Source organism: Labrenzia sp. THAF35, assembly GCF_009363595.1.
GTDB classification, from domain to species: Bacteria; Pseudomonadota; Alphaproteobacteria; order Rhizobiales; family Stappiaceae; genus Roseibium; species Roseibium algicola.
This window is the reverse complement of the sequence record NZ_CP045380.1, coordinates 5,046,606-5,072,702: the sequence shown is the minus strand read 5'-3', so window position 1 is coordinate 5,072,702 and position 26,097 is coordinate 5,046,606. Positions and strand designations below refer to the sequence as shown.

Annotated in this window: 20 protein-coding genes; 14 read left to right on the top strand and 6 right to left on the bottom strand. The window is 58.8% G+C overall.

What is annotated here, in order from left to right:
- Nucleotides 1-15: 15 nt before the first annotated feature.
- The 3 genes from FIU93_RS23325 to FIU93_RS23315 are packed head-to-tail and all read left to right on the top strand — an operon-like array spanning nucleotide 16 to nucleotide 2,913.
- The gene (locus tag FIU93_RS23325) at nucleotides 16-1,095 is read left to right on the top strand and encodes an ABC transporter substrate-binding protein (protein ID WP_023004013.1); all 1,080 of its coding nucleotides are present in this window, start codon (nucleotides 16-18) and stop codon (nucleotides 1,093-1,095) included.
- Nucleotide 1,096: 1 nt separating this feature from the next.
- Entirely contained in the window at nucleotides 1,097-2,161 is a 1,065-nt protein-coding gene (locus tag FIU93_RS23320) for an iron ABC transporter permease (protein ID WP_152506916.1), read from the top strand.
- The gene (locus FIU93_RS23315) at nucleotides 2,155-2,913 is read left to right on the top strand and encodes an ABC transporter ATP-binding protein (RefSeq protein ID WP_152506915.1); all 759 of its coding nucleotides are present in this window, start codon (nucleotides 2,155-2,157) and stop codon (nucleotides 2,911-2,913) included. Before FIU93_RS23320 ends, FIU93_RS23315 begins: the two co-directional genes overlap by 7 nt.
- Before the next feature lie 31 nt (nucleotides 2,914-2,944).
- Here the strand turns inward: FIU93_RS23315 and FIU93_RS23310 are convergent, their stop codons facing one another.
- Nucleotides 2,945-4,561: a Na/Pi symporter gene (locus FIU93_RS23310; protein WP_152506914.1), complete on the bottom strand. Its 1,617-nt coding sequence runs from the start codon at nucleotides 4,559-4,561 to the stop codon at nucleotides 2,945-2,947.
- A gap of 219 nt (nucleotides 4,562-4,780) precedes the next feature.
- On the opposite strand from FIU93_RS23310, the gene FIU93_RS23305 reads away from it, so the two are divergent.
- Entirely contained in the window at nucleotides 4,781-6,277 is a 1,497-nt protein-coding gene (locus tag FIU93_RS23305) for a phage tail sheath C-terminal domain-containing protein (protein ID WP_152506913.1), read from the top strand.
- Between the two features lie 86 nt (nucleotides 6,278-6,363).
- On the opposite strand, the gene purN is transcribed toward FIU93_RS23305, so the two are convergent.
- Complete coding sequence (purN, locus tag FIU93_RS23300) at nucleotides 6,364-7,011, bottom strand: phosphoribosylglycinamide formyltransferase (RefSeq protein ID WP_152506912.1); 648 nt, start codon at nucleotides 7,009-7,011, stop codon at nucleotides 6,364-6,366.
- Nucleotides 7,008-8,084, bottom strand: a complete 1,077-nt coding sequence (purM, locus tag FIU93_RS23295; RefSeq protein WP_152506911.1) for a phosphoribosylformylglycinamidine cyclo-ligase — start codon at nucleotides 8,082-8,084, stop codon at nucleotides 7,008-7,010. The genes purN and purM overlap by 4 nt, the downstream gene beginning before the upstream one ends.
- Nucleotides 8,085-8,512: 428 nt before the next feature.
- Here purM and FIU93_RS23290 point away from each other — a divergent pair, with 428 nt between their 5' ends.
- The 4 genes from FIU93_RS23290 (at nucleotide 8,513) to FIU93_RS23275 (ending at nucleotide 14,172) form a co-directional block, all read left to right on the top strand.
- Nucleotides 8,513-9,610, top strand: a complete 1,098-nt coding sequence (locus FIU93_RS23290) for an AI-2E family transporter (RefSeq protein WP_077290082.1) — start codon at nucleotides 8,513-8,515, stop codon at nucleotides 9,608-9,610.
- 3 nt (nucleotides 9,611-9,613) lie between these two features.
- Nucleotides 9,614-10,294, top strand: a complete 681-nt coding sequence (locus FIU93_RS23285; protein ID WP_055653703.1) for a DnaA/Hda family protein — start codon at nucleotides 9,614-9,616, stop codon at nucleotides 10,292-10,294.
- 133 nt (nucleotides 10,295-10,427) lie between these two features.
- Nucleotides 10,428-12,650, top strand: coding sequence for an RNA degradosome polyphosphate kinase (locus FIU93_RS23280; RefSeq protein ID WP_031270745.1), 2,223 nt, complete (start codon nucleotides 10,428-10,430; stop codon nucleotides 12,648-12,650).
- Nucleotide 12,651: 1 nt separating this feature from the next.
- On the top strand, nucleotides 12,652-14,172 hold the full coding sequence (locus FIU93_RS23275) for a Ppx/GppA phosphatase family protein (RefSeq protein WP_055653705.1): 1,521 nt from the start codon (nucleotides 12,652-12,654) through the stop codon (nucleotides 14,170-14,172).
- A gap of 47 nt (nucleotides 14,173-14,219) precedes the next feature.
- On the opposite strand, the gene rnd is transcribed toward FIU93_RS23275, so the two are convergent.
- Nucleotides 14,220-15,404, bottom strand: coding sequence for a ribonuclease D (gene rnd, locus FIU93_RS23270; RefSeq protein ID WP_023004024.1), 1,185 nt, complete (start codon nucleotides 15,402-15,404; stop codon nucleotides 14,220-14,222).
- 146 nt (nucleotides 15,405-15,550) lie between these two features.
- Between rnd and FIU93_RS23265 the strand changes: the two genes are divergently transcribed.
- From FIU93_RS23265 to FIU93_RS23255, 3 genes are all read left to right on the top strand, one after another.
- Nucleotides 15,551-16,177, top strand: coding sequence for a ParA family protein (locus tag FIU93_RS23265; RefSeq protein WP_152506910.1), 627 nt, complete (start codon nucleotides 15,551-15,553; stop codon nucleotides 16,175-16,177).
- Between the two features lie 163 nt (nucleotides 16,178-16,340).
- Complete coding sequence (gene aspS / locus FIU93_RS23260) at nucleotides 16,341-18,122, top strand: aspartate--tRNA ligase (RefSeq protein WP_152506909.1); 1,782 nt, start codon at nucleotides 16,341-16,343, stop codon at nucleotides 18,120-18,122.
- A gap of 120 nt (nucleotides 18,123-18,242) precedes the next feature.
- Nucleotides 18,243-20,030 (top strand): ABC transporter ATP-binding protein, encoded by a 1,788-nt coding sequence (locus tag FIU93_RS23255; RefSeq protein ID WP_055653708.1) that lies wholly within the window; start codon nucleotides 18,243-18,245, stop codon nucleotides 20,028-20,030.
- A 72-nt stretch (nucleotides 20,031-20,102) separates the two neighbouring features.
- On the opposite strand, the gene FIU93_RS23250 is transcribed toward FIU93_RS23255, so the two are convergent.
- Nucleotides 20,103-21,278: a hypothetical protein gene (locus tag FIU93_RS23250; protein ID WP_209010216.1), complete on the bottom strand. Its 1,176-nt coding sequence runs from the start codon at nucleotides 21,276-21,278 to the stop codon at nucleotides 20,103-20,105.
- A gap of 177 nt (nucleotides 21,279-21,455) precedes the next feature.
- A complete protein-coding gene (locus FIU93_RS23245) occupies nucleotides 21,456-22,355 on the bottom strand; it encodes a sugar kinase (RefSeq protein WP_023004029.1) in 900 nt (299 codons plus the stop codon).
- Nucleotides 22,356-22,432: 77 nt separating this feature from the next.
- On the opposite strand from FIU93_RS23245, the gene FIU93_RS23240 reads away from it, so the two are divergent.
- The 3 genes from FIU93_RS23240 (at nucleotide 22,433) to FIU93_RS23230 (ending at nucleotide 26,064) form a co-directional block, all read left to right on the top strand.
- Nucleotides 22,433-24,160 carry an EAL domain-containing protein gene (locus FIU93_RS23240; RefSeq protein WP_023004030.1) on the top strand — a complete coding sequence of 576 codons (1,728 nt, stop codon included), beginning with the start codon at nucleotides 22,433-22,435 and terminating at the stop codon, nucleotides 24,158-24,160.
- A gap of 232 nt (nucleotides 24,161-24,392) precedes the next feature.
- On the top strand, nucleotides 24,393-24,956 hold the full coding sequence (locus tag FIU93_RS23235) for a TetR/AcrR family transcriptional regulator (protein WP_152506908.1): 564 nt from the start codon (nucleotides 24,393-24,395) through the stop codon (nucleotides 24,954-24,956).
- 13 nt (nucleotides 24,957-24,969) lie between these two features.
- Nucleotides 24,970-26,064 carry an efflux RND transporter periplasmic adaptor subunit gene (locus FIU93_RS23230; protein ID WP_152506907.1) on the top strand — a complete coding sequence of 365 codons (1,095 nt, stop codon included), beginning with the start codon at nucleotides 24,970-24,972 and terminating at the stop codon, nucleotides 26,062-26,064.
- Nucleotides 26,065-26,097 lie beyond the last annotated feature (33 nt).

Below are 26,097 nucleotides of genomic sequence, written 5' to 3'. Positions count from 1 at the left end.
ACTTTTCTTCCGGCAATGGCACTTGCCGGCGACGTGGTTACGGTCACGGATATTACCGGCCGTGAGGTCGAGGTCGAAGTGCCGGTGGAAAAGGTCATCCTGGGCGAGGGGCGCCAGATCTATTTCACCGCCGCGCTGGATGGTGAAGACCCCTTCAAACGTGTCGTCGGCTGGCGAGACGATTTCGAGAAGGCGGACAACGACGGGTACCATCAGTATCTCGAGAAGTACCCGGAAATGGCCGATCTGCCGACTTTCGGCGGCATGAAGAACGGCACTTTCGATGTTGAGCAGGCCGTTGCACTCCAGCCGGACGTGATCATCCTGAACCTCGACGCCAAGGTTGCCACCGAAGAAGGCGGCTACATCGAGAAACTCGGCAAGGTCGGCATTCCGGTTGTCTATGTCGACTTTCGCGAAAAGCCGATGGAAAACACCGAGCCGTCCATGCGCCTGATCGGCAAGCTCTACGGCAAGGAAGACAAGGCCGAGGAATTCATCGAATTCCGGGCAGCCGAGATCGCCAAGGTGACCGACAAGTTGGCGGCACAGTCAGATCTCGCGAAACCCGTTGTGTTCGTGGAGCGTGCAGGCGGCTATTCCGATGATTGCTGCATGTCGTTCGGCAACGAGAATTTCGGCAAGATGGTTGAAATGGCCGGTGGCATCAACATGGCTGCCGAGATCATTCCCGGCACCTTCGGCACCGTCAACCCGGAGCAGATCATCGCGTCCGATCCGGACCAGATCATTGTGACCGGTGCAAACTGGGAGCTGTATGTTCCCGGCGGGAATTGGGTTGGTGTCGGCGCCGGCGCGGATCCGGAAGTATCGGCAGACAAGCTGGCGGGCCTGATGGAACGTCCGGGCTTTACTGGCGTAAAGGCTGTCCGGGACAACAATGTCCATGCCATCTGGCACCAGTTCTACAACAGCCCTTACCAGTTCGTCGCTGTTCAGCAGATCGCCAAATGGCTGCATCCGGAGCTCTTTGCTGACCTTGACCCGGAAGCGACTTTCCAGGAATTGCACGACCGCTTCCTGCCGATCGACTACCGGCCAGGCTACTTCGTTTCGCTGAACTCGAGTAAATAAGATGGCGGTTTCGGAAATCATTCCGGCTGAGGAGGGGCGCGGTCTTTACCGCGCCCTTGCGTTCAGGCGCATTCTGGTTATTTGCGGGCTGATCGTCGCTCTGGCGTTCAGCTTTTCTTTGGATCTGGCCCTCGGACCGGCCCGCTATCCGCTGTCGGAAGTGCTTTCCGCCCTGGTTAATCCGTCCGGCGCCGATCTGCAGACACGCGTCGTCCTTTGGGACATTCGCATGCCGATCGCGCTGATGGCGATCACCGTTGGGGCCTGCCTGTCCCTTGCGGGTGCGCAGATGCAGACGATCCTTGCCAATCCGCTGGCCAGCCCCTTCACGCTAGGCATTTCCGCTGCTGCCAGCTTTGGCGCGGCCCTGGGTCTTGTCGCCGGCGTCGCGATCTTTCCGGCCGCAGTGCAATACATGGTCCCGATCAATGCCTTCCTGATGGCCATGGCGGCTTCGCTGTTCATCTATCTGCTGTCCACGGTACGGGGCGTGACTGTTCAGACCATCGTTCTTCTGGGGATCGCGTTGGTGTTCACGTTCAACGCTCTGTTGTCGCTGCTGGAATATCTTGCTTCCGAACAGGCGCTGGCTGCGGTCGTCTTCTGGACCATGGGATCGCTGACCAAGGCGACATGGGGCAAGGTTCTGGCGACCTTCATCATTCTTGTTGTCTGCGTGCCGTTCTTCGCGCGGCATTCCTGGGCTCTGACAGCCCTTCGGCTCGGCGACGTCAAGGCGGCGAGTTTCGGCGTCAACATCAGGACGCTTCGGCTGAAAACGCTGCTCGGCGTCAGTCTGCTGGCGGCAATCCCCGTGTCCTTTGTCGGGACGATCGGGTTCGTCGGGCTTGTCGGACCGCACATTGCCCGGATGCTGGTCGGAGAAGACCAGCGTTTCTTCCTGCCTGCGGCCATCTTGTGCGGTTCCTTGATGCTGTCGGCAACATCGGTCGTTTCCAAGATCATTCTTCCGGGGGCGATCCTGCCCATCGGCGTCATCACCGCGCTTGTTGGGGTTCCGTTCTTCTTCGCGCTCATTTTTGCCGACCGGAGGCAGTCATGGTAACGTTGCAGCTGAAAGGGGTTGGCGCACGCTATGGCTCCACTCTTGCGGTCGAAGGGGTCACGACGCCGGTCTTCTCCGGCGGTGAACTGACGGCGGTGATCGGTCCCAACGCGGCCGGCAAATCGACCTTGTTCAAGCGCATCTCCGGTCTATTGAAAGGCCCTGGCGATGTCGTGCTGGCCGGCAACCGGGCAGCACCCCGGGATGCCATCCGCTACATGCCCCAGGATACCCACGCCAATGCCGTCCTGACGGTTTATGAATCCGTTCTGCTGGCTGCCAAACAGGGTGAGGGCTGGCGTGTAAAGGACTCTGAACTCGTCGAAATCGACCAGATCCTGAAGGCGCTTCAGATCGATAGCCTGGCATTCCGGAACCTTGGCGAACTCTCCGGCGGTCAGCGTCAGCTGGTTTCGATTGCGCAGGCACTGGTACGCCGTCCGGAAGTTTTGATGATGGACGAACCGACCTCCGCGCTGGATCTCTACCGGCAGGTCGAGGTTCTGAACTTCATGCGCGATCTGGCACGCCGCCAGGGCACACTGGTTCTGATTGCCTTGCACGACCTCAATCATGCCCTGCGGTTCTGCCGGAACACCATGGTGATTGCCGAAGGGCGTCTCGTCGCCGCCGGCCCGTCCCAAGATGTCATCACGTCAGCGATGCTGCGTGACATCTACCGTGTTGAGGCGCGCGTGGAGGCCTGTTCGCGTGGCGAAAATCACGTCATCATCGACCGGTCCGCTGCCTGACGGCGCGTGATCGGTCGATGGCCAACGCCGATTAATCCTGGTCGACGTCTATGCGGGCTTCTTCGACGGTCGAGGCGAGATCCCGGTTCGCATCCAGAAGCACATTCTGGTGCAACCGGATCCGCCACAGGTGATAGGAAACCCTGTGCAACCAGCGCAAGGCATCCAGTTTCAGCCAGACTGTTTCCGCCGGGACTGCATCGGCAGCGGCCATTGCAATCAGCCGGTCACGATTGAGGCGGCGTTGTCGGCGCATCAGCAGCCGCAACCGGTCCAGCGTCTTCTCCTGTGTCTTGGCGTCCTTCTGTCTGGTGGAAATGTCCGTGACGCCGAGAAGCAGGCCCGCCAGGCGCTTGAGCCGGTGATCCAAAGACAGCTCGTCGATCCTCTGCCGCTGGTCGCAACGGTAGAGAAGGCGGCTCAAATGGTCGAGAATGTGAAACAGGCCTTTCAGTTCCTCCTGAAAGGCCAGGTCGTTCGGCGGAACGATGATCTTGTCCAGATATGTCCGTGTTTCTGCGATGGCCTTGGCCAGGTCCTCCCGATCCAGTTCTTCATAAGCAGATGACTTTGCGCCCAACCGACTGCGCAGGCGTTCGATGATCAAGGTTTCCAGATGTGCGACGGTCTGCCCCGCCAGGGACGCGGCTGCGTGCGGGTCCCGCAACACGAGCGGATCCAGACGGCTGGTCAGATCGGAGCCTTTTTCGGGAACGAGATGTTCGATCAGCCGGGCGAATGGCCGCGCAAGTGGAAGCACCAAGACGACGCCGAGCGCATTGAAGAAACTGTGAAATGCGACAAGCGCAATCTGGCTGTCGCCGTTTCCGGTCAACGCGCCGGCCACAAGCTGAAACGGCCCTAGAAGGAAAAACGCCATGACACCGGTCATGACGTTGTAGATCACATGCGCATAGCCCGTACGTCGGGCCATGGTACCACCGCCGATGGTCGCCAAAGCTGCCGTAAATGTGGTTCCGACGTCCATGCCGATTACCAGCGCCGCTGCTTGCGGAAAGTTGATCGCACCGGCGCCAAGCGCAGCCAGCGCCGTTGCAACGCCTGCGCTGGAGGACTGTGTCACGACAGTGATCAGCATGCCGATCAACACCAGCTGCAGCCGGCCGAAGAGTGTGTCCGGCGGAAAGTCGGTCGGGGTTACCACGCCGCTGAAGGCGTCCAGACCGTCTTTCATGTGTTCGATGCCGATAAAGATCAGGCAAAAGCCGGCGAGCGCCTGGCCTGCGAGTGCGATCCGGCCACGGAATGCCAGCCGCGCAATCGCGCCAAAAAACACGAAGGGCAGGGCGATCTGGCCAAGATCCAGCTTGAAGCCGAGAACCGCAACCAGCCACCCTGTCAGGGTCGTGCCGACGTTGGCACCGAAGATGACGCCGAGCGCCTGGGGAAAGGTGAGGAGGCCGGAAGCGACAAAGCCGACAGCGGCAACTGTGGTTGCACTGGATGACTGGATGACTGCGGTGGTGAGAGCACCCGTCACGGCGCCCGACAAGGGTGTTGAGGTAAACCTGGACAACACGTCGCGCATGCGCTGTGCCGCCAGGGCTTTCAGCCCGTCGGTCAGTAGCAGCATACCGATCAGAAACAACCCGACGCCACCAAGCGCGGACATGAAACTCAAAAACATGCAGGCACGTTATCCGACAGGTTAAGTGCCCACAATCAGTCAAGATACTATCGGCTTCGCATTTGCGATCCTTGAGCGTCAGATTGAGGCGAAGGGTGCTTCATGGAGCATCTGCAACTTGAGGCAGAAAGTCCTTTGCTCGCCGGCACGACTGTGGGAGCTTGAACCTGTCAGGCTTATCAAGCTCCTGCCGGATGACGCGCTACGAGGAAGAGAGCAATGAAGAAGTATGAGGCCCCGGGTGTTTATGTCACCGAGCTGAACTCCTTCCCAAACACGGTCGTGCAGGTCCCGACGAGCGTTGCGGTCTTTGTCGGCTACACGGAAACAGCAATTGTGGATGGCAAGGATGTGACCGGCATTCCGGTGCGGATCTCCACGATGTCGGAATTCGAGGCCCGTTTCGGCGTGGGGCCCATGTTTCGTTTCGACTTCAGCCTGCAGGATGGAAAGCCGGCTCTGGACCTGGAGGAAGCGAGCCGCTTCAATTTGCATGCGGCCATGGGACTCTTCTTCGAAAATGGAGGAAGTGGTTGCTGGATCCTGTCGGTTGGATGTTACGGCGCGGGAGAGTTCGTTCTCACCAAGTCCGTGGAGGATTTCGGTGAGCCTATTTGGCGAGAGCTCGCCAAGCTGCAGGAGCCGTCGGTCATCGTGATACCCGACGCGGTGTTGTTGTCGTCAGAAGATTACAAGACGGTCAGCAATAGATGCCTTGCCCATTGTACAGACTTGCAAAACCGTTTCGCCATTGTCGACGTGTTCGATGGGAACAGGGAGCGAACTTTAGACGAGAATGACGTGATCACGGGAAAAAGCGGCCTGCGCACCTTGCTCGCAGCGGAAGACATGAGCTTTGCTGCTGCCTATTATCCCTGGTTGAATACGTCTCACTTCGGTGCGGGGTCGATAACCTTTGAAAATGTTTCGGCTGGTACGCGCAAGGCCTTCTTCGAACATGTTGGCCAGGAGACTGCCATTCAGGCCAATGAGGCCCGGAAAGCCGCTTTCGATAAGGCGGTGAAATCACTGGAGGGCGACGACATCTCCGAAGAGGAGAAATGCACTACTCACAAGATCATGCGGGGTCTTTCAAAGCGCTACAACGAGCTTCTCTCGCAAGCTGTAAAAGCAGTAAGTGTCATGCCTCCGTCAGGCGCGTTGGCAGGTGCATATGCAGCGACAGACGCCCAGGAAGGTGTCTGGAAAGCGCCGGCAAATCTCAGCCTTAATTCAGTCGTGTCGCCTTGCGTATCCATTTCCGATGCTGAGCAGGAAGACCTGAACACTCCGTTGGACGGAAAAGCCGTGAACGCGATCCGGTCGTTTCCCGAGCGAGGTAATGTGGTTTGGGGAGCACGCACGCTGGACGGTAACAGCTCGGAATGGCGCTATGTGAATATCCGCCGAACCGCGATCATGCTGGAACAATCGATCAAGGCGGCGCTGGATCCTTTTGTCTTTGCGCCAAACACCGCTCCGACCTGGCTTATGGTGAAATCGGTGATCGAAAATTTCCTGAACGGGCTATGGAAACAAGGGGCTCTCGCGGGCGCTTCGTCAGAAGATGCATATGGTGTCGAAGTCGGCCTTGGGACGACGATGACGGGCGCCGATGTTCAGGCCGGTTGCATGAACGTCGTGGTGAAGGTTTCGCTCTTGCGGCCGGCGGAATTCATTGTCCTGTCGTTCCAGCAGAAGGTGCGAAAAGGCTAGCCAGAGGAAACCGATCCATTTGGCGCGTCAGGATCGGTCTGAAAAATCTGCGATCGTTTTGCTGCAAGCGGGGAAAGCCGTCCGGCCTACGGCCAGATGAGCGTTTCCGTCTCGTTGCTGTTGCAGCTGCCGGTTACCCGTGCTCCCGACACCGTGGCCTTGCCGCTGGCAACCATGGAAAGAGCCTTGGGGTAGATCTGGTGTTCAACGTCCAGCACACGGGCAGCCAACGTGTCAGGAGTGTCATTGTCCAGAACCGGTACGGCTCCCTGCATGATGATCGGACCATCGTCCATTTCAGCAGACACATAATGCACGGTGGCACCATGCAACTTGACACCTTCCTGCAAGGCCCGCTCATGTGTGGCAAGGCCTTTGAAAGAAGGCAGGAGAGCCGGATGGATGTTGATCATCCTGCCCGCCCAGGCATTGACAAGGTAGGGCGTCAGAATACGCATGAAACCGGCAAGGGCGACCAGGTCGATCTTGTGGTCCTTCAAAACGGTATCTACCGATTTTTCGAACGCTTCCCGATCACCCGCATGGTCCTTGTGGTCGACAACTGCCGTTGCAATGCCCAGCTCAGCGGCCCGTTCCAGTCCCTTGGCGTCAGGCCGGTTGGACAGGACAAGCGTGATTTCGGCGGGATAGTCGGGAGACATTGCCGCGGAAATCAGCGCGCCCATGTTGGAGCCGCGTCCTGAGATCAGGATGGCAGTCTTCTTGCGGGTCATGCGCCAAGGTCCAGGCTGCCGTCAAACAGCACCGGTGCAGCGCCTTCAGCTTCGATGACGCCGATCTTGCTGACCGTTTCACCGGCATTGCGCAAGACGTCGGCAACCGCATCGGCCTGGTCCGCAGACACGACAATCACCATCCCGGTGCCGCAGTTGAACGTGCGCAGCATTTCCTTCTCGGCAACGCCGCCCGATTTCGCCAGCCAGCCGAACACCGGCGGAACGCTGATCTGGCCAAGATCGATGCGAGCGGAGCAATTCTTCGGCAGGACGCGCGGCAGGTTTTCCGGCAGGCCGCCACCGGTGATGTGGGCAAGGGCCTTGATGCCGGAGGTTTCCTTCAGTGCGGCCAGCAGCGGTTTGACGTAAATCCTGGTCGGTTCCATCAGGGCTTCGCCCAGTGTCTTGCTGGCTGCAAACGGTGCCGCATCCGACCAGTTCATGCCGGACAGTTCGATGATCTTGCGCACCATGGAATAGCCGTTGGAATGAACGCCGGAGGAGGCCAGAGCAAGCAGTACGTCGCCAGCGGCAACGTCCGGGCGCGGCAGGATCCCGCCGCGTTCAACAGCACCGACGGAGAAGCCTGCCAGATCGTAGTCGCCTTCCACATACATGCCCGGCATTTCAGCTGTCTCGCCGCCGATCAGCGCGGCGCCTGCCATCTTGCAGCCGTCTGCAATGCCGGCAACCACATCCGTTGCAGTGGTCACATCCAGCGCGCCGGTCGCGAAATAGTCGAGGAAGAACAGCGGTTCAGCGCCCTGGACCACCAGATCGTTGACACACATCGCAACAAGGTCGATGCCGACAGTGCGGTGCTGGCCGGTTTCAATCGCAATCTTCAACTTGGTACCGACGCCGTCATTGGCGGCAACAAGGATCGGATCCTGAAATCCAGCGCCCTTGAGGTCAAAAAGACCACCGAAACCGCCGATATCGCTGTCGGCCCCGGGGCGGGAAGTTGCCTTGACCAGCGGCTTGATGCGGTTCACCAGTTCGTTTCCGGCGTCGATATCGACACCGGCATCGGCATAGGTCAGGCCGTTGGGACCAGAGGATTCGCTCATGGGGCACTCCGAGACTGCGTGCGGTTGGCTGTGCCAGTGCGGATTACAGTCTGCCGCCAAGGAACACAAGAGGCGAGCGGTTCTGCGCAGGGCTTAAGAACAGATGGCAGGCCAACTTCCGCATTTTTCTTCAAAACCAGGCCGATTTGAATGGCTCAAAGTGCATTGCCGGCGAAAAAAGAGAGCATGGAGCATCCGGATCAACCTTCAGTGCAAGGGTGCTGCAGACAGCCTTTTGCCGGAAATCGGTCTTGCTGGCCTGTTTGAAACCGTGGTCATAGGCTTTGCCTCATGAGGCAGAAGTGGCTCCTTGATGGCCCAATGCCGCGAAAAGCCGACTTCTTCTGGACTTGACCGGAGGCGGGGTTTAATTCCATGTCCGGAAGAAAGCCATTCCTACGCACCGGCACAACCGAGGAGCGCCATACATGACCCTTCGCCGTCAGGTCCAGTTCTGGCTGATTTCCCTCGTTGTTCTTTGCCTGTTTCTGTATGTCTTCTCCAGCGTGCTTCTCCCTTTCGTTGCCGGCATGGCGGTGGCCTATCTGCTGGATCCGGTTTGTGACAGGCTGGAAAAGCTGGGCATGGGGCGGATGTGGGCGACGCTGACAATCCTGTTCGCCTTCGTCCTCATCCTCGTGATGTTCTTCATCCTGCTTCTGCCACTGTTGGGCAATCAGCTTGCCCTTTTCCTGGAAAAGTTCCCGGAGCTGATCCGCAAGCTGCAGGCATTGCTGTCGGATAACTTTCCGGCCGATCTGGCGTCCGTTGCGGGCATCAATGCGGAAGACCTCCAGTCCTCCATGTCCAATCTCATCGGGCAGGGGGCTTCTTTCGTCGGCAAGCTGGCACAGTCGCTCTGGAGCGGCGGTCAGGCGTTGCTGTCGATCCTGTCGCTCTTCGTCATTACGCCGGTCGTTGCATTCTATCTTTTGCTCGACTGGGACCGCATGGTCGCGCGTATCGACAGCTGGCTGCCGCGTGATCATCTGGCAGAAATCCGCGGCCTTGCAAAGGAAATGGATCAGGCTGTTGCCGGTTTCGTTCGCGGGCAGGTGTCGGTCTGTCTTATCCTGGGATCGTTTTACGCTGTTTCTCTGGCGCTGATCGGGCTGAACTTCGGTCTCCTGATCGGAATGGTGGCTGGTCTCGTCAGTTTCATTCCCTTCGTTGGTGCCGGGTTGGGGCTTGTCCTGTCCATCGGTGTTGCGCTTGTCCAATTCTGGCCGGAATGGCCCTGGATTATCGCAGTTGCCGCGATCTTTGGCGTCGGTCAGTTCCTGGAGGGCAATATCCTGCAGCCCAAACTTGTTGGCGAAAGCACGGGCCTGCATCCTGTTACGCTTATGTTTGCCTTGTTTGCCTTTGGATATCTCTTTGGATTTGTGGGGATGCTGATCGCGGTTCCCGCCGCCGCGATGATCGGCGTGCTTGCACGCTTTGCCCTGAAGCAGTATCTCGCAAGCCCGGTCTATCAGGGAACCGATCATCCCGTATCGGGGCAAGAAGAACAGGTATCAGAGTAGAAAATGGTGGAAACACCGCGCCAGTTGCCTTTGGAATTGCCGCATGAAGCGGCCTTGAGCCGTGACGACTATCTGGTTGGAGGCTCCAACCGGGCTGCGTTCGAATTGCTGGAACGCTGGCCGGATTGGCCTTCTCCGGTCGTTGTCCTTGCAGGCCCCGTCGGCGCGGGAAAAACCCATCTTGTCCAGGCCTTTCAGGATGAGACCGGCGCTGCCGTTCTGGCTGCTTCCAAGCTCGATCCGCAGTCCGTGGAAACCCTCGTTGCCGCACCAGCTGCCGTGATCGAGGATGCGCACCTGGGCATCGACAACACGGCCCTGTTCCACCTTCTCAACGCAGCACGTCAGGCGGGCAAGACAGTGCTCATCACCAGCCGCACTTGGCCTGCCAGCTGGAAAATTTCCCTTCCCGATCTGCAGTCCCGCCTGCGCGCAGCCACTCCTGTCGAAATTCTGGAGCCGGATGATGATCTCCTTCGCCGTGTTCTGGTGAAGTTGTTTGCCGACCGGCAGATTGCGGTCGATCAAGGTGTCGTCGACTATCTTGTGGTGCGAATGGAACGTTCGCTCGAAGTCGCCATGCGCGCCGTCGAGGCGATCGATCAGGAGGCTCTTGCCGGGCGGGTCAAGATCACGAAACCACTTGCCGGGCGGGTCTTGGAAAATGTGCATAAAGGCCAATAATCGCCGATGCTGCCACAGGACTGTCATTTGCCCGCTCAGAAGTTCATGTTAGTCACGGCGGCGTTGAGGCAGAATGGGCGTGCCCGGTTTTGCCGGATTGAAGCGGAAGCTGCGCGGAACAAGGGATGATGCCATGAACGAAGCCCCTGATCTTTCGGACATTCTGCCTGCCTCCACCGTTGCTTCCGATGCAAAGGGAACCGTGCCGGAACTGACACCGGAAGGTGAGCTGGCTACATCTCCGGCCAGGTTCATGAACCGGGAGCTGTCCTGGCTCCAGTTCAATCTCCGGGTTCTGGAAGAAGCCATGAACCCGAACCATCCGCTGCTTGAGCGCGTTCGGTTCCTGTCGATCTCCGCCAACAATCTCGACGAATTTTTCATGGTGCGCGTGGCCGGCCTGCGTGGCCAGCAACGGGCCGACGTTACAAATCTGTCCGACGACGGCCTGACGCCGACCGAACAGCTTCAGAAGATCAGCGAAGCAGTGCGTGATCTCCAGGCGTCTCAGCAGAAGATCTGGGTGGAGCTGCGCCGCGAAATTGCCGACAAGGGGATCGAGATCCCGCAGGGCGACACGCTTGACCAGGCGGACAAGGCCTGGCTGCAAGACTATTTCCTTGCTTATGTCTTCCCGGTGCTGACGCCGCTTGCCATCGATCCGGCGCATCCGTTCCCGTTCATTCCGAACCTTGGCTTTTCCATCGTCTTTGAACTGGCGCCAACTTCCGGTGGGCGCGGCATGATTGCTCTGCTCAGAATTCCGAGCCAGGTTGATCGCTTCGTTCAATTGCCAAACGGCGAAGATGGCGCTGCCCGGTTCATCGCAATCGAGAAAGTCGTCAGCCTCTTCATCGGGCGCTTGTTTCCAGGCTACGAGATCCGGGGCAAGGGGGCGTTCCGCGTCATTCGTGACAGCGATCTTGAAATCGAAGAAGAAGCGGAAGACCTCGTTCGTCTGTTCGAGAGCGCTTTGCGCCGCCGCCGCCGGGGCTCGGTGATCCGCCTGGAAATCCAGGAAACCACACCACCGGCGCTGCGTGAGTTCGTGGGGGAGGCGCTGCATGTCGGGCAAAGCGAGATCTTCCTTGCAAACGGCTTGCTTGCGCTCAACAACCTGTCCCAGATCGTAGACCTTGAGCGGCCTGACCTGAAGTTCCAGCCCTATACCGCCCGCTTTCCGGAGCGCATTCGCGAACATGGCGGCGACTGCCTTGCGGCGATCCACCAGAAGGACATCATCGTCCACCACCCGTATGAATCCTTCGACGTGGTGGTTCAGTATCTGCGGCAGGCTGCGCGTGATCCGGATGTGGTGGCGATCAAGCAGACGCTCTATCGTACCTCCAACGACAGCCCCATCGTGAAGGCTTTGGCTGAGGCGGCCGAAGCCGGCAAATCCGTTACCGCACTGGTGGAGCTCAAGGCCAGGTTCGACGAGGAAGCGAATATCAAGTGGGCGCGCGATCTGGAGCGGGCAGGGGTACAGGTTGTCTTCGGCTTCATCGAGCTGAAAACGCACTCCAAGCTCTCCATGGTCATCAAGCGCGAGCACGGTCAGCTCAAGACCTATTGCCACATCGGGACAGGGAACTATCACCCGATCACGGCGCGGATATATGAGGATCTTTCCTTCTTCACCGATGATCCCGGCATTGCCGAGGATGCTGCCCGGGTGTTCAACTTCATCACCGGTTACGCTCAACCGGCGGAACTGAACAACCTCATGGTGTCTCCGGTCAACCTGCGTCAGCGCATGCTGGAAATGACCGAGAACGAGATCGAGCACGCCCGCGCAGGCCGCCCCGCGCAGATCTGGTGGAAGATGAATTCCCTCGTGGATCCGGCGATCATCGATGCCCTTTATCGCGCAAGCCAGGCAGGTGTGCAGATCGATCTGATCATTCGCGGCATTTGCTGCCTGCGTCCGGGTATTCCGGGCCTGTCCGACAACATTCGGGTGAAATCCATTGTCGGACGTTTCCTGGAGCATTCTCGCATTTACTGCTTTGGCAACGGCCAGGGTCTGCCGTCTCCCGAGGCACACGTCTATATCGGCTCAGCTGATCTGATGCCGCGTAACATCGACCGGCGGGTCGAGGTTCTGGCACCGCTCAAGACACCGACAGTGCACGAACAGGTTCTTGACCAGATCATGGTGGCCAACCTGAAGGACAACCAGCAAAGCTGGCGCATTCTGTCGGACGGCAGCCATGAGCGCATCGTTCCGAACGCCAATGAGGAACCCTTCAATGCGCATCAGTATTTCATGACGAACCCCTCGCTTTCCGGCAGAGGCAAATCATTGAAGAGCGATCGGCCGAGGCCGTTCCTGGAACGGCAAAAACGAGGTTAGCATGACTGCTGAGTTTCATCCGGCACGGGGCCGGCTCAACGGGTCCGGACCTGTCGCAGTCGTGGACATCGGCTCCAACTCCGTGCGCCTCGTGATTTACGAACGCAAGGCCCGCACGCCGACCATGCTGTTCAACGAAAAGCTGCTGGCAGGGCTTGGCAAGGGCATTGCCGCGACCGGCCGTCTGGCCGACGATTCCGTCAGCCTGGCTCTCGGTGAACTGACCCGCTTCAAGACCCTCATCAAGCATACCGGATGCCAGGACATCTACATCGTGGCGACGGCTGCGGCGCGCGATGCGGAAAACGGGCCTGATTTCGTGCGCGAGGTCGAACGGTTTCTGGAGGCTCCGGTTCGCATCCTCGACGGCAATGAAGAGGCCTATTATTCAGCTCTTGGTGTGATTGCCGGGTTCTGGCAGCCGCGCGGCATTGTCGGCGACATGGGGGGCGGCAGTCTGGAGCTGGTGGAAATCGCCGACAACAAGCCCGGCACGGGAGCGACGTTCCCCCTTGGCGGGCTGCGGCTTTCGGAAGAGGCCGAAGGCAAGATCGCCAAGGCGCAGAAGATCACCGAAGCGGCTCTCAAGGATTTTCAGTGGCCTGACCTGGCACCCGGTGAACGGACATTCTATGCCGTTGGCGGCACGTGGCGTTCGCTGGGCCGTCTGCATCTGATGCAGAACAATTACCCACTGCACGTGATGCACAATTATGAAATCAGTGCGGAAGAGGCGATTGCCTTCTGCAAGCGTATCGCCATTCCCAACCTTGAAGGGGTGGAACTGGCGGAGATCGTTTCCAAACAGCGCCGTCCTCTGGTGCCGATCGGTGCAGTCGTGCTGGAACAGGTGCTGACGTCGATGAAGGCGGAGCGCCTGGTCTTTTCCGCAACCGGTGTTCGTGAAGGCCTGCTCCATGAAAAGCTGCCTTCGGAAATGCAGGCTCATGACCCGGTGATTGAAGCTGCACGCGAGCTGTGCACGCTGCGCGCGCGCTCACCTGCGCACGCGGAAGAGCTGATTGTCTGGACGGACAAGCTGTTCAAGGAACTTGGCATCGAGGAAACCGCCAATGAGACTCGGCTTCGCCACGCAGCGTGTCTTCTCTCCGACATCGGCTGGCGCGCCCATCCCGATTATCGCGGCGAGCAGAGCCTCAATATCATTTCGAACGCATCTTTCGTCGGGCTGGATCATGCCAGTCGCGCTTATCTTGCGGCAGCCGTTTTCTATCGCCACCAGGGTTTGCGCGAGGGCGATCTTTCGCCGGTCATCCGGGAGCTGTTTACCGACCGTCTGCGCATCCGCGCCAAGGTTCTTGGCGCGACCATGCGGGTGGCGTCTCTTTTGAGTGCTTCCATTGCCGGCATGTTGCCGAAGGTCGGCATCACCAAATCGGAAACAGGGTTGTCACTGGATCTCGGCAAGGATCTTGCCGACCTCGACGGTGAACGCCTGCGCAAGCGCGCGAACCAGCTCAGCAAGGTCATCGATGTCGATGTTGCTGTAAACGCCGGCTGATTTCTGGGGTGCTGCGGAACCGAGACTGAGAAGGCAGGCGGCAGAGTTTACTCTGCCGCTTCCGATTCAACGTTCGCCTGCCGCGGCTGATCAATCGCGACGATCTGACGATCCTGGAAGGCGAGGGCGACTTCGCCGCGCTTCAGCTTGAGCGCGGTTTCGCCGAAAAGCTCGCGCCGCCAGCCCTTCATGGCTGCCACATCGGCAGCATCATCCGCGGCAATCTTTTCTAGATCATCCACCGTGGCTATGACCTTGGCAGCAACGCCATGTGCTTCGCTGACAAGTTTCAGAAGAACCTTCAAGAGATCGACAGCGGCCGCTGAACCATCCGGTGCCTGTCGACCTTTCGGCAGTTTCGGCATTTCGTTCTTGGGAAGCGAAACGGCCCGTCTGACGGCTTTCAGGATCTCGTCTGCGGACTTTGAACGCTCGAAACCGCGCGGAATGGTCCTGAGGCGCGCGAGCGATTCTGCGTCCTGAGGCTGCTGAGCTGCGAGCTCATAGATGGCATCGTCCTTGATGACGCGGCTGCGCGGAACGTCGCGTGATTGCGCTTCCCGTTCGCGCCAGGCTGCAACTTCCATCATTACGGCCAGTTCAACCGGCTTGCGCACCCGAAGCTTCAGCCGTTTCCAGGCCTGTTCGGGATCCGTACGGTAGGTGTTGATGGATGTCAGCACCTGCATTTCGTCCTGAACCCAGTGGCTGCGGTCCTGTTCGGCGAGATTCGCTTTCAGGAACTGATAGGCGTCGCGCAGATGCGTGACGTCCGCCAGCGCATAATCCAGTTGCTTTGCCGTCAGCGGCCTGCGGGCCCAGTCGGTGAAGCGGGACGACTTGTCTATCCGGGCTCCGGTCACCTTGTAGACAAGCTGGTCGTAGGAAATGGAATCACCAAAGCCGCAAACCATGGCCGCGACTTGAGTGTCGAACAGCGGGGCCGGGATAAGTTCTCCCAGATGATAGATGATTTCGATGTCCTGGCGGGCAGCGTGAAAAACTTTTGTCACATTGCCGTCGCGCATAAGCTCGAAAAAGGGCTCAAGGTCCAGCCCTTCGGACAGGGCATCGACGATGAAGGCCATGTCAGGCCCTGCCATCTGGATGACGCAGAGCTTGGGCCAAAAGGTTGTCTCACGGAGAAACTCCGTGTCGACAGTCACGTAATCATGAGCGGCAAGACGCTGGCACGCAGCGGCGAGATCTTTTGTTTTTGTAATCACATGCATGGTGACGGACAGCTATATCCGAGTTCTGCCGCTTTGTCGCCACGAAATGGTAATTTTCGCGCTCGAAGCTCTTGAAAAGGCGCATTTTGTGCGCCTATGTTGAAGCTTAAGCGAGCGTCCGCAAAAGAACACACAGGGGAGTGGAAATGCGCAAGATACTGGTGGTGAATTCAAAGGGCGGTTGCGGCAAGACGACCCTCGCCACGAATCTTGCCGTTGCGCTCGCCGCCCGCGGCGAAGATGTTGCCCTTGCCGATGCGGACCGGCAGAAGTCGAGCCTTTCCTGGGTCAAGCGCCGCCCAAAGGGCCTGGCGCAGATCGAAGGTCTCAACTGGAGCAAGGAGGAGGCTATCGGTGACAAGGACAAGCATCTGGACGCCATTGTCATCGACGGACCCGGCGGGCTTCGATCGGAGCTGGCCAAGAACCTGATTGCGGAGTCGTCCGAAATCATCGTTCCGGTGCTTGCGTCCGCCTTCGACTGGGACGCCACCTTGAAGTTTCTCGACGGCATTTCCGATATCAAGCGCGTGCGCAAGGGCAAGGCCGATATTCACGTGGTTGCAAACCGGATCGATCGCCGGTCAAACCAGGTTGCCGATCTGGAGCAGTTGCTCGCCAAGAAGGGCTATCCGCTGCTTGCCCGGATTTCTGATCGGGTGATATATGCCCGCCATGCCGCAGCCGGGTCTGGCGTATTCGACTATTCCGATGCTAGTTCCCACGAGATCCGCGGCCAGTGGCATCCACTGTTGCAAGCAGTCGACGCCTGAGAGAAATTTCCGAACCGTTTCGCGTTCAAAAGGGGAGAGGCAAGCCTACCGCAAGCCTTTCCCTTGACTTTCGTCCCGCAACATGGATTGTGCAGCCGGACTCGGCCTGCCTCCAGCGGGCCGTAACGATTTTCTATGCCAAGAAAAATGTCGAGGAATTAGAATGCACCCCTACCGTAGTCACACATGCGGTGACCTCCGTCTGTCCGACGAAGGCCAGACTATCCGTCTTTCCGGCTGGGTCCACAGGGTCCGCGATCATGGCGGGGTGCTGTTCATCGATCTGCGCGATCACTACGGTGTCACCCAGTGCGTGGTCGACCCCGACTCTGCGGCCTTCAAACTGGCCGAAACCGTGCGTTCCGAATGGTGTATCCGCATCGACGGCAACGTGAAGAAGCGCACTGACGAAACCATCAACGCCGAACTTCCGACCGGTGACATTGAAGTCTTCATCCGCGAGATGGAAATCCTGGGTGCGGCGAAGGAACTGCCGCTGCCGGTCTTCGGTGACCTGGACTATCCGGAAGAAGTTCGTCTGAAGTACCGTTTCCTGGATCTGCGCCGCGAGAAGCTGCACCAGAACATGATCCTGCGCTCCAACGTGGTGCGCGATCTGCGTGACCGCATGTGGAACATCGGCTTCAACGAATTCCAGACGCCGATCATCACGGCATCTTCCCCTGAGGGCGCGCGTGACTTCCTGGTTCCGTCTCGTCTGCACCCCGGCAAGTTCTACGCCCTGCCGCAGGCCCCGCAGCAGTTCAAACAGCTGCTGATGGTCTCGGGCTTCGACAAGTACTTCCAGATCGCGCCGTGTTTCCGCGATGAAGACCCGCGTGCCGATCGTTCACCGACCGACTTCTACCAGCTCGACATGGAAATGTCCTTCGTCACCCAGCAGGACGTGTTCGATACCATCGAGCCGGTGATTGCAGGCTGCTTCGAGCGTTTCGGCAACGGCCGTCCGGTCAACCGCGACTGGCCGCAGATTTCCTACAAGGATTCAGCGCTCTGGTACGGCACCGACAAGCCGGACCTCAGAAACCCGATCAAGATGGAAATCGTCTCCGAGCATTTTGCAGGATCCGGTTTTGCAATCTTTGCCAAGCTGCTGGAGCAGCCGGGCACCGAGATCCGCGCTATCCCGGCACCGAAGGGTGGAAGCCGCAAGTTCTGCGACCGCATGAACAAGTTCGCCCAGGAGCAGGGCCTGCCGGGCATGGGCTACATCTTCTGGCGCAAGGCTGAAGACGGTTCCATGGAAGCTGCCGGTCCGCTGGCCAAGAACATTGGTCCGGAACGCACCGAAGCGATCCGCACCCAGCTGGGTCTCGACGTCGGTGATGCGGCCTTCTTCCTCGGCGGCAAGCCGAAGCAGTTCGAGCCGGTCGCAGGCAAGGCCCGTGTCATCATCGGCGAAGAGCTCGGCCATACCGACAAGGACCGGTTCGAATTTGCCTGGATCGTGGATTTCCCGATCTACGAGCGCGACGAGGAAACCGGCGAGATTGATTTCTCGCACAACCCGTTCTCCATGCCTCAGGGCGGAATGGAGGCATTGGAAGGCGATCCTCTGGAAGTATTGGGTTACCAATACGATCTGGCCTGCAACGGCCACGAACTGATTTCAGGCGCGATCCGAAACCACAAGCCTGAGGTAATGTACAAGGCTTTCGAGATCGCCGGCTATCCGGCTGAGGAAGTCGACAAGCGCTTCGGCGGCATGGTCAATGCATTCCAGTATGGCGCTCCTCCGCATGGCGGCTGCGCGGCCGGCATCGACCGCATGGTCATGCTGATGGCTGATGAAGCCAACATCCGTGAAGTCATGCTCTTCCCGATGAACCAGAAGGCGGAAGACCTGATGATGGGCGCACCGAGCGAAGCGACATCGGCTCAGCTTCGCGATCTGCATTTGCGTCTGAACTTGCCGGACGCCTGATAACAACCTACTTGCGGGTAACCGTTAAATAGGGATAACCCTCTGCAACAGAGGCTTGAGGCCGGCCTAGCCGGCCTCAGTCATGCTAAGCTTAGCGAGTTTTTGGAAAGGCGGCTTACAGTGCTCAACCCTGCAAAATGGGAGATCTGGAACGATCCGGATGGCACGGTCCAAGTCATCAAGCGCCTGTTGAGCGAAAATCTCCGGGCCTACATACCGCGCTACATGGTGGCCTTCGTTTTCATGGGCATGGTAGCGGCGACGACCGCCGCAAGTGCCTGGATCATGAAGGATGTCATCAACGAGGTGTTCATCAACCGCGACAAGGCGATGATCTATGTCATCGCCGGAGCGGTCATCTGCATCTTCACCCTCAAGGGCGCTTCAACCTACGGTCAGATGGTTGTTCTCTCAAGGGTAGGCAACGCGATTGTTGCCGACCTTCAGAACCGCTTGTTCAAGCGGCTGACCATGCAGGACCAGGCCTATTACGACCGGATGTCCCTGCCGGAACTGGGCATTCGCGTGAACACGGGTGCCGGCAGTGCCCGTTCGGTCATCGACATGATCGTGCTCAGCCTTGGCCGGGATATTCTGACCCTGATCGGTCTCGTCGGCGTGATGATTGTCCAGGATCCCCTGATGAGCCTGCTCGCACTGGTGATCATGCCGCCGATCGTTGTCGGTGTCAGTTTTCTGGTCAAACGGGTGAAGACCTACGCCAAGCGGCAGGTGGTTTCGAACGCCAAGATCGGCTCGACCCTGCAGGAAACCGTGCTGGGTATTCGCATCGTCAAGGCTTTCCGAATGGAGCAGACGATGCAGCAGCGGATGGCGACATCCGTCTCTGAAGTCGAGCGCCAGTCCAACAAGATTGCAGCGCTAACGGCGCGGACTTCGCCGCTGATGGAATCCCTCGGCGGGTTCGCGATCGCACTGGTTATCTTCTACGGAGGATATTCGGTGGTGGAACTGGGCAAGGACCCTGGTGCGTTCTTCGCATTCATCACCGCCCTGCTGCTTGCGTATGATCCGGCGCGCCGTCTGGCCCGCCTGAATGTCAATCTCAGCAAGGCGCTGGTCGGGGTTCGTCTGATGTACGAATTGATCGACGAGCAGCCGGATCTGGAGCAGGTCGAAAATGCACCGGACCTCAAGGTTGATAGCGGGCAGATCGAACTGAAGGACGTCAAGTTCTCCTATGGCGAAGGTGCTGCCCTGAACGGGCTGACCTTGACGGCTGAGGGCGGCAAGACAACGGCACTGGTTGGTGCATCCGGCGCCGGGAAATCAACGGTGTTTGCCTTGATCGAGCGTTTCTACGATCCGCAGCAAGGTACGATCTGCGTTGACGGCCAGCCGATCAAATCGGTGACGATGGGTTCCCTGCGCCGTAACATTGCCTACGTCAGTCAGGACTCCTACCTCTTCAACATCAGCATCCGCGACAACATCGCAATCGGCAGGCCCGATGCGACGCAGGAAGAGATCGAGGCGGCGGCAAAGGCGGCAAACGCCCATGACTTCATCCTCGAATTGCCCGAAGGCTACAACACATTGGCAGGCGACGGTGGCGGCCGGTTGTCCGGCGGTCAGCGTCAGCGGGTTGCCATCGCGCGCGCCATGCTGCTTGATGCGCCGATCCTGTTGCTGGACGAGGCGACCTCCGCTCTCGACGCAGAATCCGAGGCCAAGATCCAATCCGCGCTCGAAACACTGATGGAAGGCCGCACGACGCTTGTGATCGCCCACCGGCTCAGCACGGTTCGCCACGCGCACAAGATACTCGTTCTGGACAGGGGCCGCGTCCTTGAAAGCGGCACGCATGACGAATTGTTCGAGCACGACGGCATATATCGGCGCCTGTGCGAACTGCAGTTCCAGAGCCGGAACGAGGCAGCCGAGTAAACCTGCATTCTTGAACGCACAAACAAGAAAAGCCCGGACAAGGTCCGGGCTTTTTGCTGTTTGAAGGCAGAGTTACTGGTTGGCGGTGATGCCGACCGAAAGGATCTGCGGGATCATCTGGGGCGCGAACATTGCCGTTCCCATGATCTGGGACAGGGGAACCGGCGCACCGGGTGCCGCCGTCAGTTCCAGCGAGCCTGGGGTGTTCAGGAACTGGGTTACAGCCTGAGCGACCTTGCCTTCCAGTTCCTTGTTCTGCAGCATGCCAAGCATCATCGGCAGCGTGCCGGTGAGGCCAGCTACATAGGTCGGCGTGTCAACACCGGCCTTTTTCGATTCCTGATCCAGAACGCGTCCGGTCAAAGAGGCGTCATCCAGCCGGATCTTGGCATTTTCGATGGTCACGTTCTGCAGAAGCGCCATCGCTTCTTCCGGCTTCTCCGACTTTTCGTTGAGCTGGGTGACCACTTCCCGGGTAACCCCGCCCATGGAGAAGGAAAGCGACAGGCTGGCGGCTTCCTTGGCATCGATCTTGAGTTCCGGCACCACAAGCGTGGCTGCTTCCGGATCCCATTTGCCTGAACCGGCAACATCAACAGTCAGGGTTTCATAACCGAGATCCGTGAGGGACTTGGTTTCCTTCGATTCCAGTTCCTTCACATCAATCGTGGCGCCGGTCACGGCGAAACTGCCGGCCGTCGGAAGATCGCCGTCCATGGCATCGATCGAAGAGGAGATTTTTACGATGTCGGCAATCTGGTTGTCTTCATCACGGATCTGGATGCTGTTGGCTTCAAAGGTCTTGTAGCCGGGCCCGACCGGCGGCGTATCGGACGCAGCTTCTTCCGGCGTGGGCAAGAGAAGTTCCGTAACCTTGAGGTCTGCCAGCGACATGCCGCCGTCCTCGGCCGTGAGCTGAAGGTTGCTCATGTCGAGACTTGCTAGTTTGAGCCGGCCGTCAGCCTGGATTTCGCCGCCTGTCAGGACGGTGGAAGCGATGGTGACGCTGGCGCCTTCCTCGTCTTCCTTGCTGATGACGATATCGCTGAGCGTGACGGCGCCACCTGTTTCGTCAACCGAACCATAGCTCTCGACAGTGCCTTTTTCAGCGTCCAGCAGCGACAGGAACGCATCGGCAATCTCGTTCCCGGACGGATCGAAGGCAAGAGCCGGAGAGGCTTGTAGAGCGAGCAGGCTGACAGCGGCTGTCAGACCGGCTGCGATCCGGGGCGAACGGGAAAACATCATTGAAAATCTCCACGAAATAGAGGTGATCCCACTCTGGGGTAAGTTCCACAGTGTGGCAAGGCGAAAGCCGGTTGAAGCAATAGCCGGGCTTATTCGAACAAAATATGTCCTGCGTCACACTTTCCCCGGTTGAAACGCGAAGGCCTTGTAGCCAGTGCTTTACCGGGTCTGATTGTGTCAGGCAGCTGCCTTTTCCAGGAAGGTGCTGTTGGCGCGTTCGATGTCTTCCAGTGTCGGCAGGCTGGCTTCGTTGCCCAGGTGCTGGATCGCATGGGTCGAGGCACCACGCGCAAAGCGGAAGTGCTGATCCCAGCTTCTTTCCGGCCATTGCAGGTAGGAAGCAACATAGGCGCCGTGAAAAACATCGCCAGCCCCATTGGAATCGACCACTTTCGACAAGGGTACATTCAGGGCCGGCATAACCTTGTCCGGACCGCCGGCTTCGTACCAGACCATGCCTTCGTCGCCGAGCGTGACAGCGCCGACAGGACAGTTCTTGGTACGCAAATACGCCAGGGTCTCGCCGGTCGACATGCCAAGCTGCTGGCAGAACCGTTCGGAAACAACCGCAATGTCGATCTGGTTCAAAAGCTCGTCCGTGTTCTCGCGAACCGCGCCTCCGTCGAGAGACGTCAGAATGCCGAGGTTCTTGCATGTGGTCGCATAGTGGAGGGCTGCATCCGGCATGTGCCCATCCAGATGCAATGCCTTCATGCCGGTAAGCGTGAGGGGAGGGAAAGGATGCAGGAATTCGTTGTCGCGGCAGCGCACGATGGCACGCTTGCCTCCCTTCGGCATGATGAAGGAGAGCGAACTCTCGCGCACCTTGCGCCCGTGAATGGAAATGCCGTAGGCCGCGGCCATGTCCAGGAACATCCGCGCCAGCCAGTCATCCGCCTGCGAACACAACAGTTCCGGCTTGCCACCCAGTTTGGCGCAGCAGAACGCTGCTGTAACGGCATTGCCGCCGAAACTGATCGCGTAATCCCGGGCAATCGTCTTTTCGTCGCCCGTCGGCAGCTGGTCGGTCAAAAACGTAACGTCGATATAGGCTTGTCCAATAAACAATGCCTGCATGTAACCCTCCCGAAGTCCGGCTTTTTCTCGTCTGTCCTGCAGCTAACACGGCAATGAGGCAGGTCGCTTTGATCTGAATGAAACTGCTGAATCTTCAGTCCTTGTTTACCCAGATCAGCCATGGTCAGAAAGAGTTTATTCACGAACAGGCCTGCGACTTGTCTTTCCGCTATGTTGGTTTTGTAAAAACGGTGCTGATCGCCCTTGCGCTGGCGACTGCTCCGCTTTTTGCGATCAACGTCATCCTCAACCAATATGCGGAACGCCGCGCCGTCGTCGAAATGGAAGCCATGGGAAATGTGGCCATCCATCGCGCCGAAGAGGCAATTTCCACGACCGTCTCCCTGCTGCAGCGACTGGACCGTGACGACGTGCAAACCTGTAGCGCCGAAGACCGAGGTATCTACGAAAAACAGATCGTCGAGCACGGCATGATCGACGCCATCGGGCTGGCGGACGCGGCCGGTCAACGCATGTGCATCATTCCGGATCGAGATCTGGCCGGCAAGGTCGTTCTTCCTCCAATGCGCGAAGACGGTCCGCTGGTCGGTATCGGCATGCTGGACCGCAACTACCTCGGGGCTCGCGCAGCGGTAATCAGCTGGGATCTCAAGGACCAGACCCGTCTGTTCGCGGAAGTGACGCCCGCCGTCATTGCCATCGATCCCGGCCCGGAATATCTGCGCTCCTATCGCAGAGCCGAACTGCGCCTCGGCAACAATCTGCTCTGGTACAGTATCGGCGGCTATAACTCCGAGGCGACCGATCCTTCGCAAATCCTGTCTGTCGAGGTCTCCTCGCAGCTTTATCCGCTGGTCGCGACGATCACCGCGCCGATTTCGGCCGCGGGCAATGTCGTGCAGGATCTGAAGGTCGTTGCGGCCGCCGCCTGTGCCGGCATTGCACTTCTGTTCGTTGCCATCGGCGTCTGGTTGTCCTGGCGTCCGGAGCGGGAGGCCGACGACGAATTCATCGCCGCGATCCGCAATGGCGAATTCATCCCCTACTATCAGCCTGTCATGGACATCGAGAGTGGCCGGTTGCGCGGCTGCGAGATCCTGATGCGCTGGCGCCGTCCAAACGGCATGATCGTTTCGCCGGGCCAGTTTATGGCTTATGCCGAAAACAATGGCCATATCTTCGACATGACCCGCCACATGATGCGCGTGTCGTCGGAGGAAATCGGCGACCTTTATGGCGATAACCCGGACCTGAAGCTGTCGATCAACCTTTTCGCGGGACACTTCCTGGATCGCGAAATCATTTCCGACATCCGTTCGATCTTCGAAAAGTCCCGGATTTCCTTCCAGCAGATCGTCGTGGAAGTGACCGAACGCCATCCACTGGAAGATATGGAACTCGCCCGCAAGATCATCGCGGAACTGCAGGCCCTGGGTGTGCGTGTGGCGCTGGACGACGTTGGCACCGGCCACGGCGGCATGGCTTACCTGCAGAAGCTGGGCGTCGACATCATCAAGATCGACAAGATGTTCATCGATACCATCGGGTCGGATGACAACTCGACGACCATCGTCGATTCCATGGTCGAACTGGCCGACAATCTGGGCATGGGCATCATTGCCGAAGGTGTCGAGATGGAAGAGCAGATCGACCGGTTGCTTGAGCTTGGCGTTACCGCTGCCCAGGGGTACTTCTTCGCAGCCCCCATGCCGGCCGATGAATTCATCGCCTTTGCAGAACGTACCGATGAAGAAGCCAATGAGCGTTCGCGGCTTGCGGCGGAAGCCGCCGCCGCAGAACAGGCGGCAAACGAAGCTGCTATGCGCAAGAACGCCGCAGCCTGATCCGGGCTCCCGGCTGGCTCCTTTTGTACCCGGATCGATTTCAATAAAATCAGGTTCTGTCTGTTGGCACAGGCTCTTGCCCGTGCCAGTCTTTGCGGTGTCCAGCTACCCGGACACGCTTCGAGTGAGTGCTGGATGAAAAAGCTGGCGAACTTATGCCAGTGTGCCCTCTTGTCTGTACCGGCTGGACGGTATAAATAGCGCGAAACTGTACTGACTGGACGGTATAGAAATGGCCGCGCGTTCGACACGCAACTCGCATGAATCAAAATCGGAAATACTGAAGGCTGCACTCGAAGTCGTGAGACGCTCGGGAGCGCAAAGCCTCACCATGGATGCCGTGGCCGAGGAAAGCGGCTTTTCGAAGGGTGGGGTGCTCTACAACTTTCCCACCAAGGACGCGCTGATTACAGGCATGGTGGAATTCCTTGCGGGCCAGTTCGAAACCGAAGTGTCCGCTGCGCGGGAGCGGAACCTTTCTTCCGAATGCCCGACCTTGAGCGCCATGATCGAAGTCACCGAAGGCTGGCTGAGTGAGCAGCGGGATCTTGCGCAGGCCATGCTGGCCACGAAAGCAGACCGTCCCGACCTGAGTGAACCTTTCATGGGCGTGAAATCCCGTATGAAGGCGGCCATCGAAGCCGAACTTTCCGACCGCGGCAAAGCCTGGGCAATCTGGGCGTGCCTGGAAGGTCTGCATTTCTCCGAGGCGCATTGCGTCACGATTTTCACAGATGAAGAACGCGCGCTGGTTTTTCAGGAACTGCGCAAGCGTCTGACCCAACTCCAAGACTAGAACGGAAGACCAAATGCTGGCACTTCACAAAGCCCCAATCCGCCGTTGGGTCGCCCTCCTGTTTGCTGCGGGGATGCTCACGGCCTGCCAGGAAGACGCAGTTGATCCGGTTTCCGAAGCAGAAGCAAAGCTTCACGCCGCGCCGAGACCTGCGAAGATCTTTACGGTGACAGACCAGATAGGTCTGCTGGAGCGGCGGTTCGCGGGCCGGGTTGCGGCGGTAAAGACCGTCGACCTGTCCTTTCAGGTGCCGGGCAAGCTTGTGGCGCTTCCGGTTCTGGAAAGCCAGCGCGTGAAAGAGGGCGACCTGATCGCCACGCTGGACACGACTGACTACGACCGTGCCGTCCGCGAGGCGACGATCAATGCCGAGCAGGCAAAGAGGGAACTCGACCGGCTGGAAACCCTGCGCGAACGCTCCGTGATCTCACAGTCCGCCTACGACGAGCAAAAGAACAAGCACGACCTTGCGCTTGAGACGTTGAAGGAAGCCAAGCAGAACCTCGAATACACCACGTTGAAAGCACCTTTCGACGGGATCGTCTCTGTACGACTGGTCGACAATTTCACCACGGTCAGTGTCGGCACACCGGTTGTGCGGCTTCACGATGTGTCTGAAGTGCAGGTGGACATCAACGTTGCCGAGGCGCTGTTCGGACGGGTATCTGAATCTGAAGTGGCCTCGATCGAGGCAAGGTTCCCGGCCTATGGCGACAAGCTGTTTCCGCTGACCTACCGCGAGCATTCCAGCCAGGTCGACGATGTGGCGCAAACCTATCGTATCACCCTTGCCATGCCTCGCGACGGCGCAGAGCAGCTGTCACCCGGCATGACGGCTTCTGTCACCGTGAAGTTTCTGCCGGAAGGTCTGGAACTGGGAGAACAGTTCCTGGTGCCCTCAAGCGCAATTGCCGTCGACGGTGATGGCAGCGCCTACGTCTGGAAATTCGATGCCGACACGGGCGCCGTGTCCAAGAACCCGGTCGAAATCGGCACGGTCATGGGTGACTTCATTCCGGTCCGCTCCGGCCTGGACAAAGGCGATGACATCGTTTCCGCCGGCGTCGCCTATCTCAGCGACGGCCAGGTCGTGCGGCGTTTGAACTGATCCGGTTCCGGACAGGCAAGAGGATCAGAAACC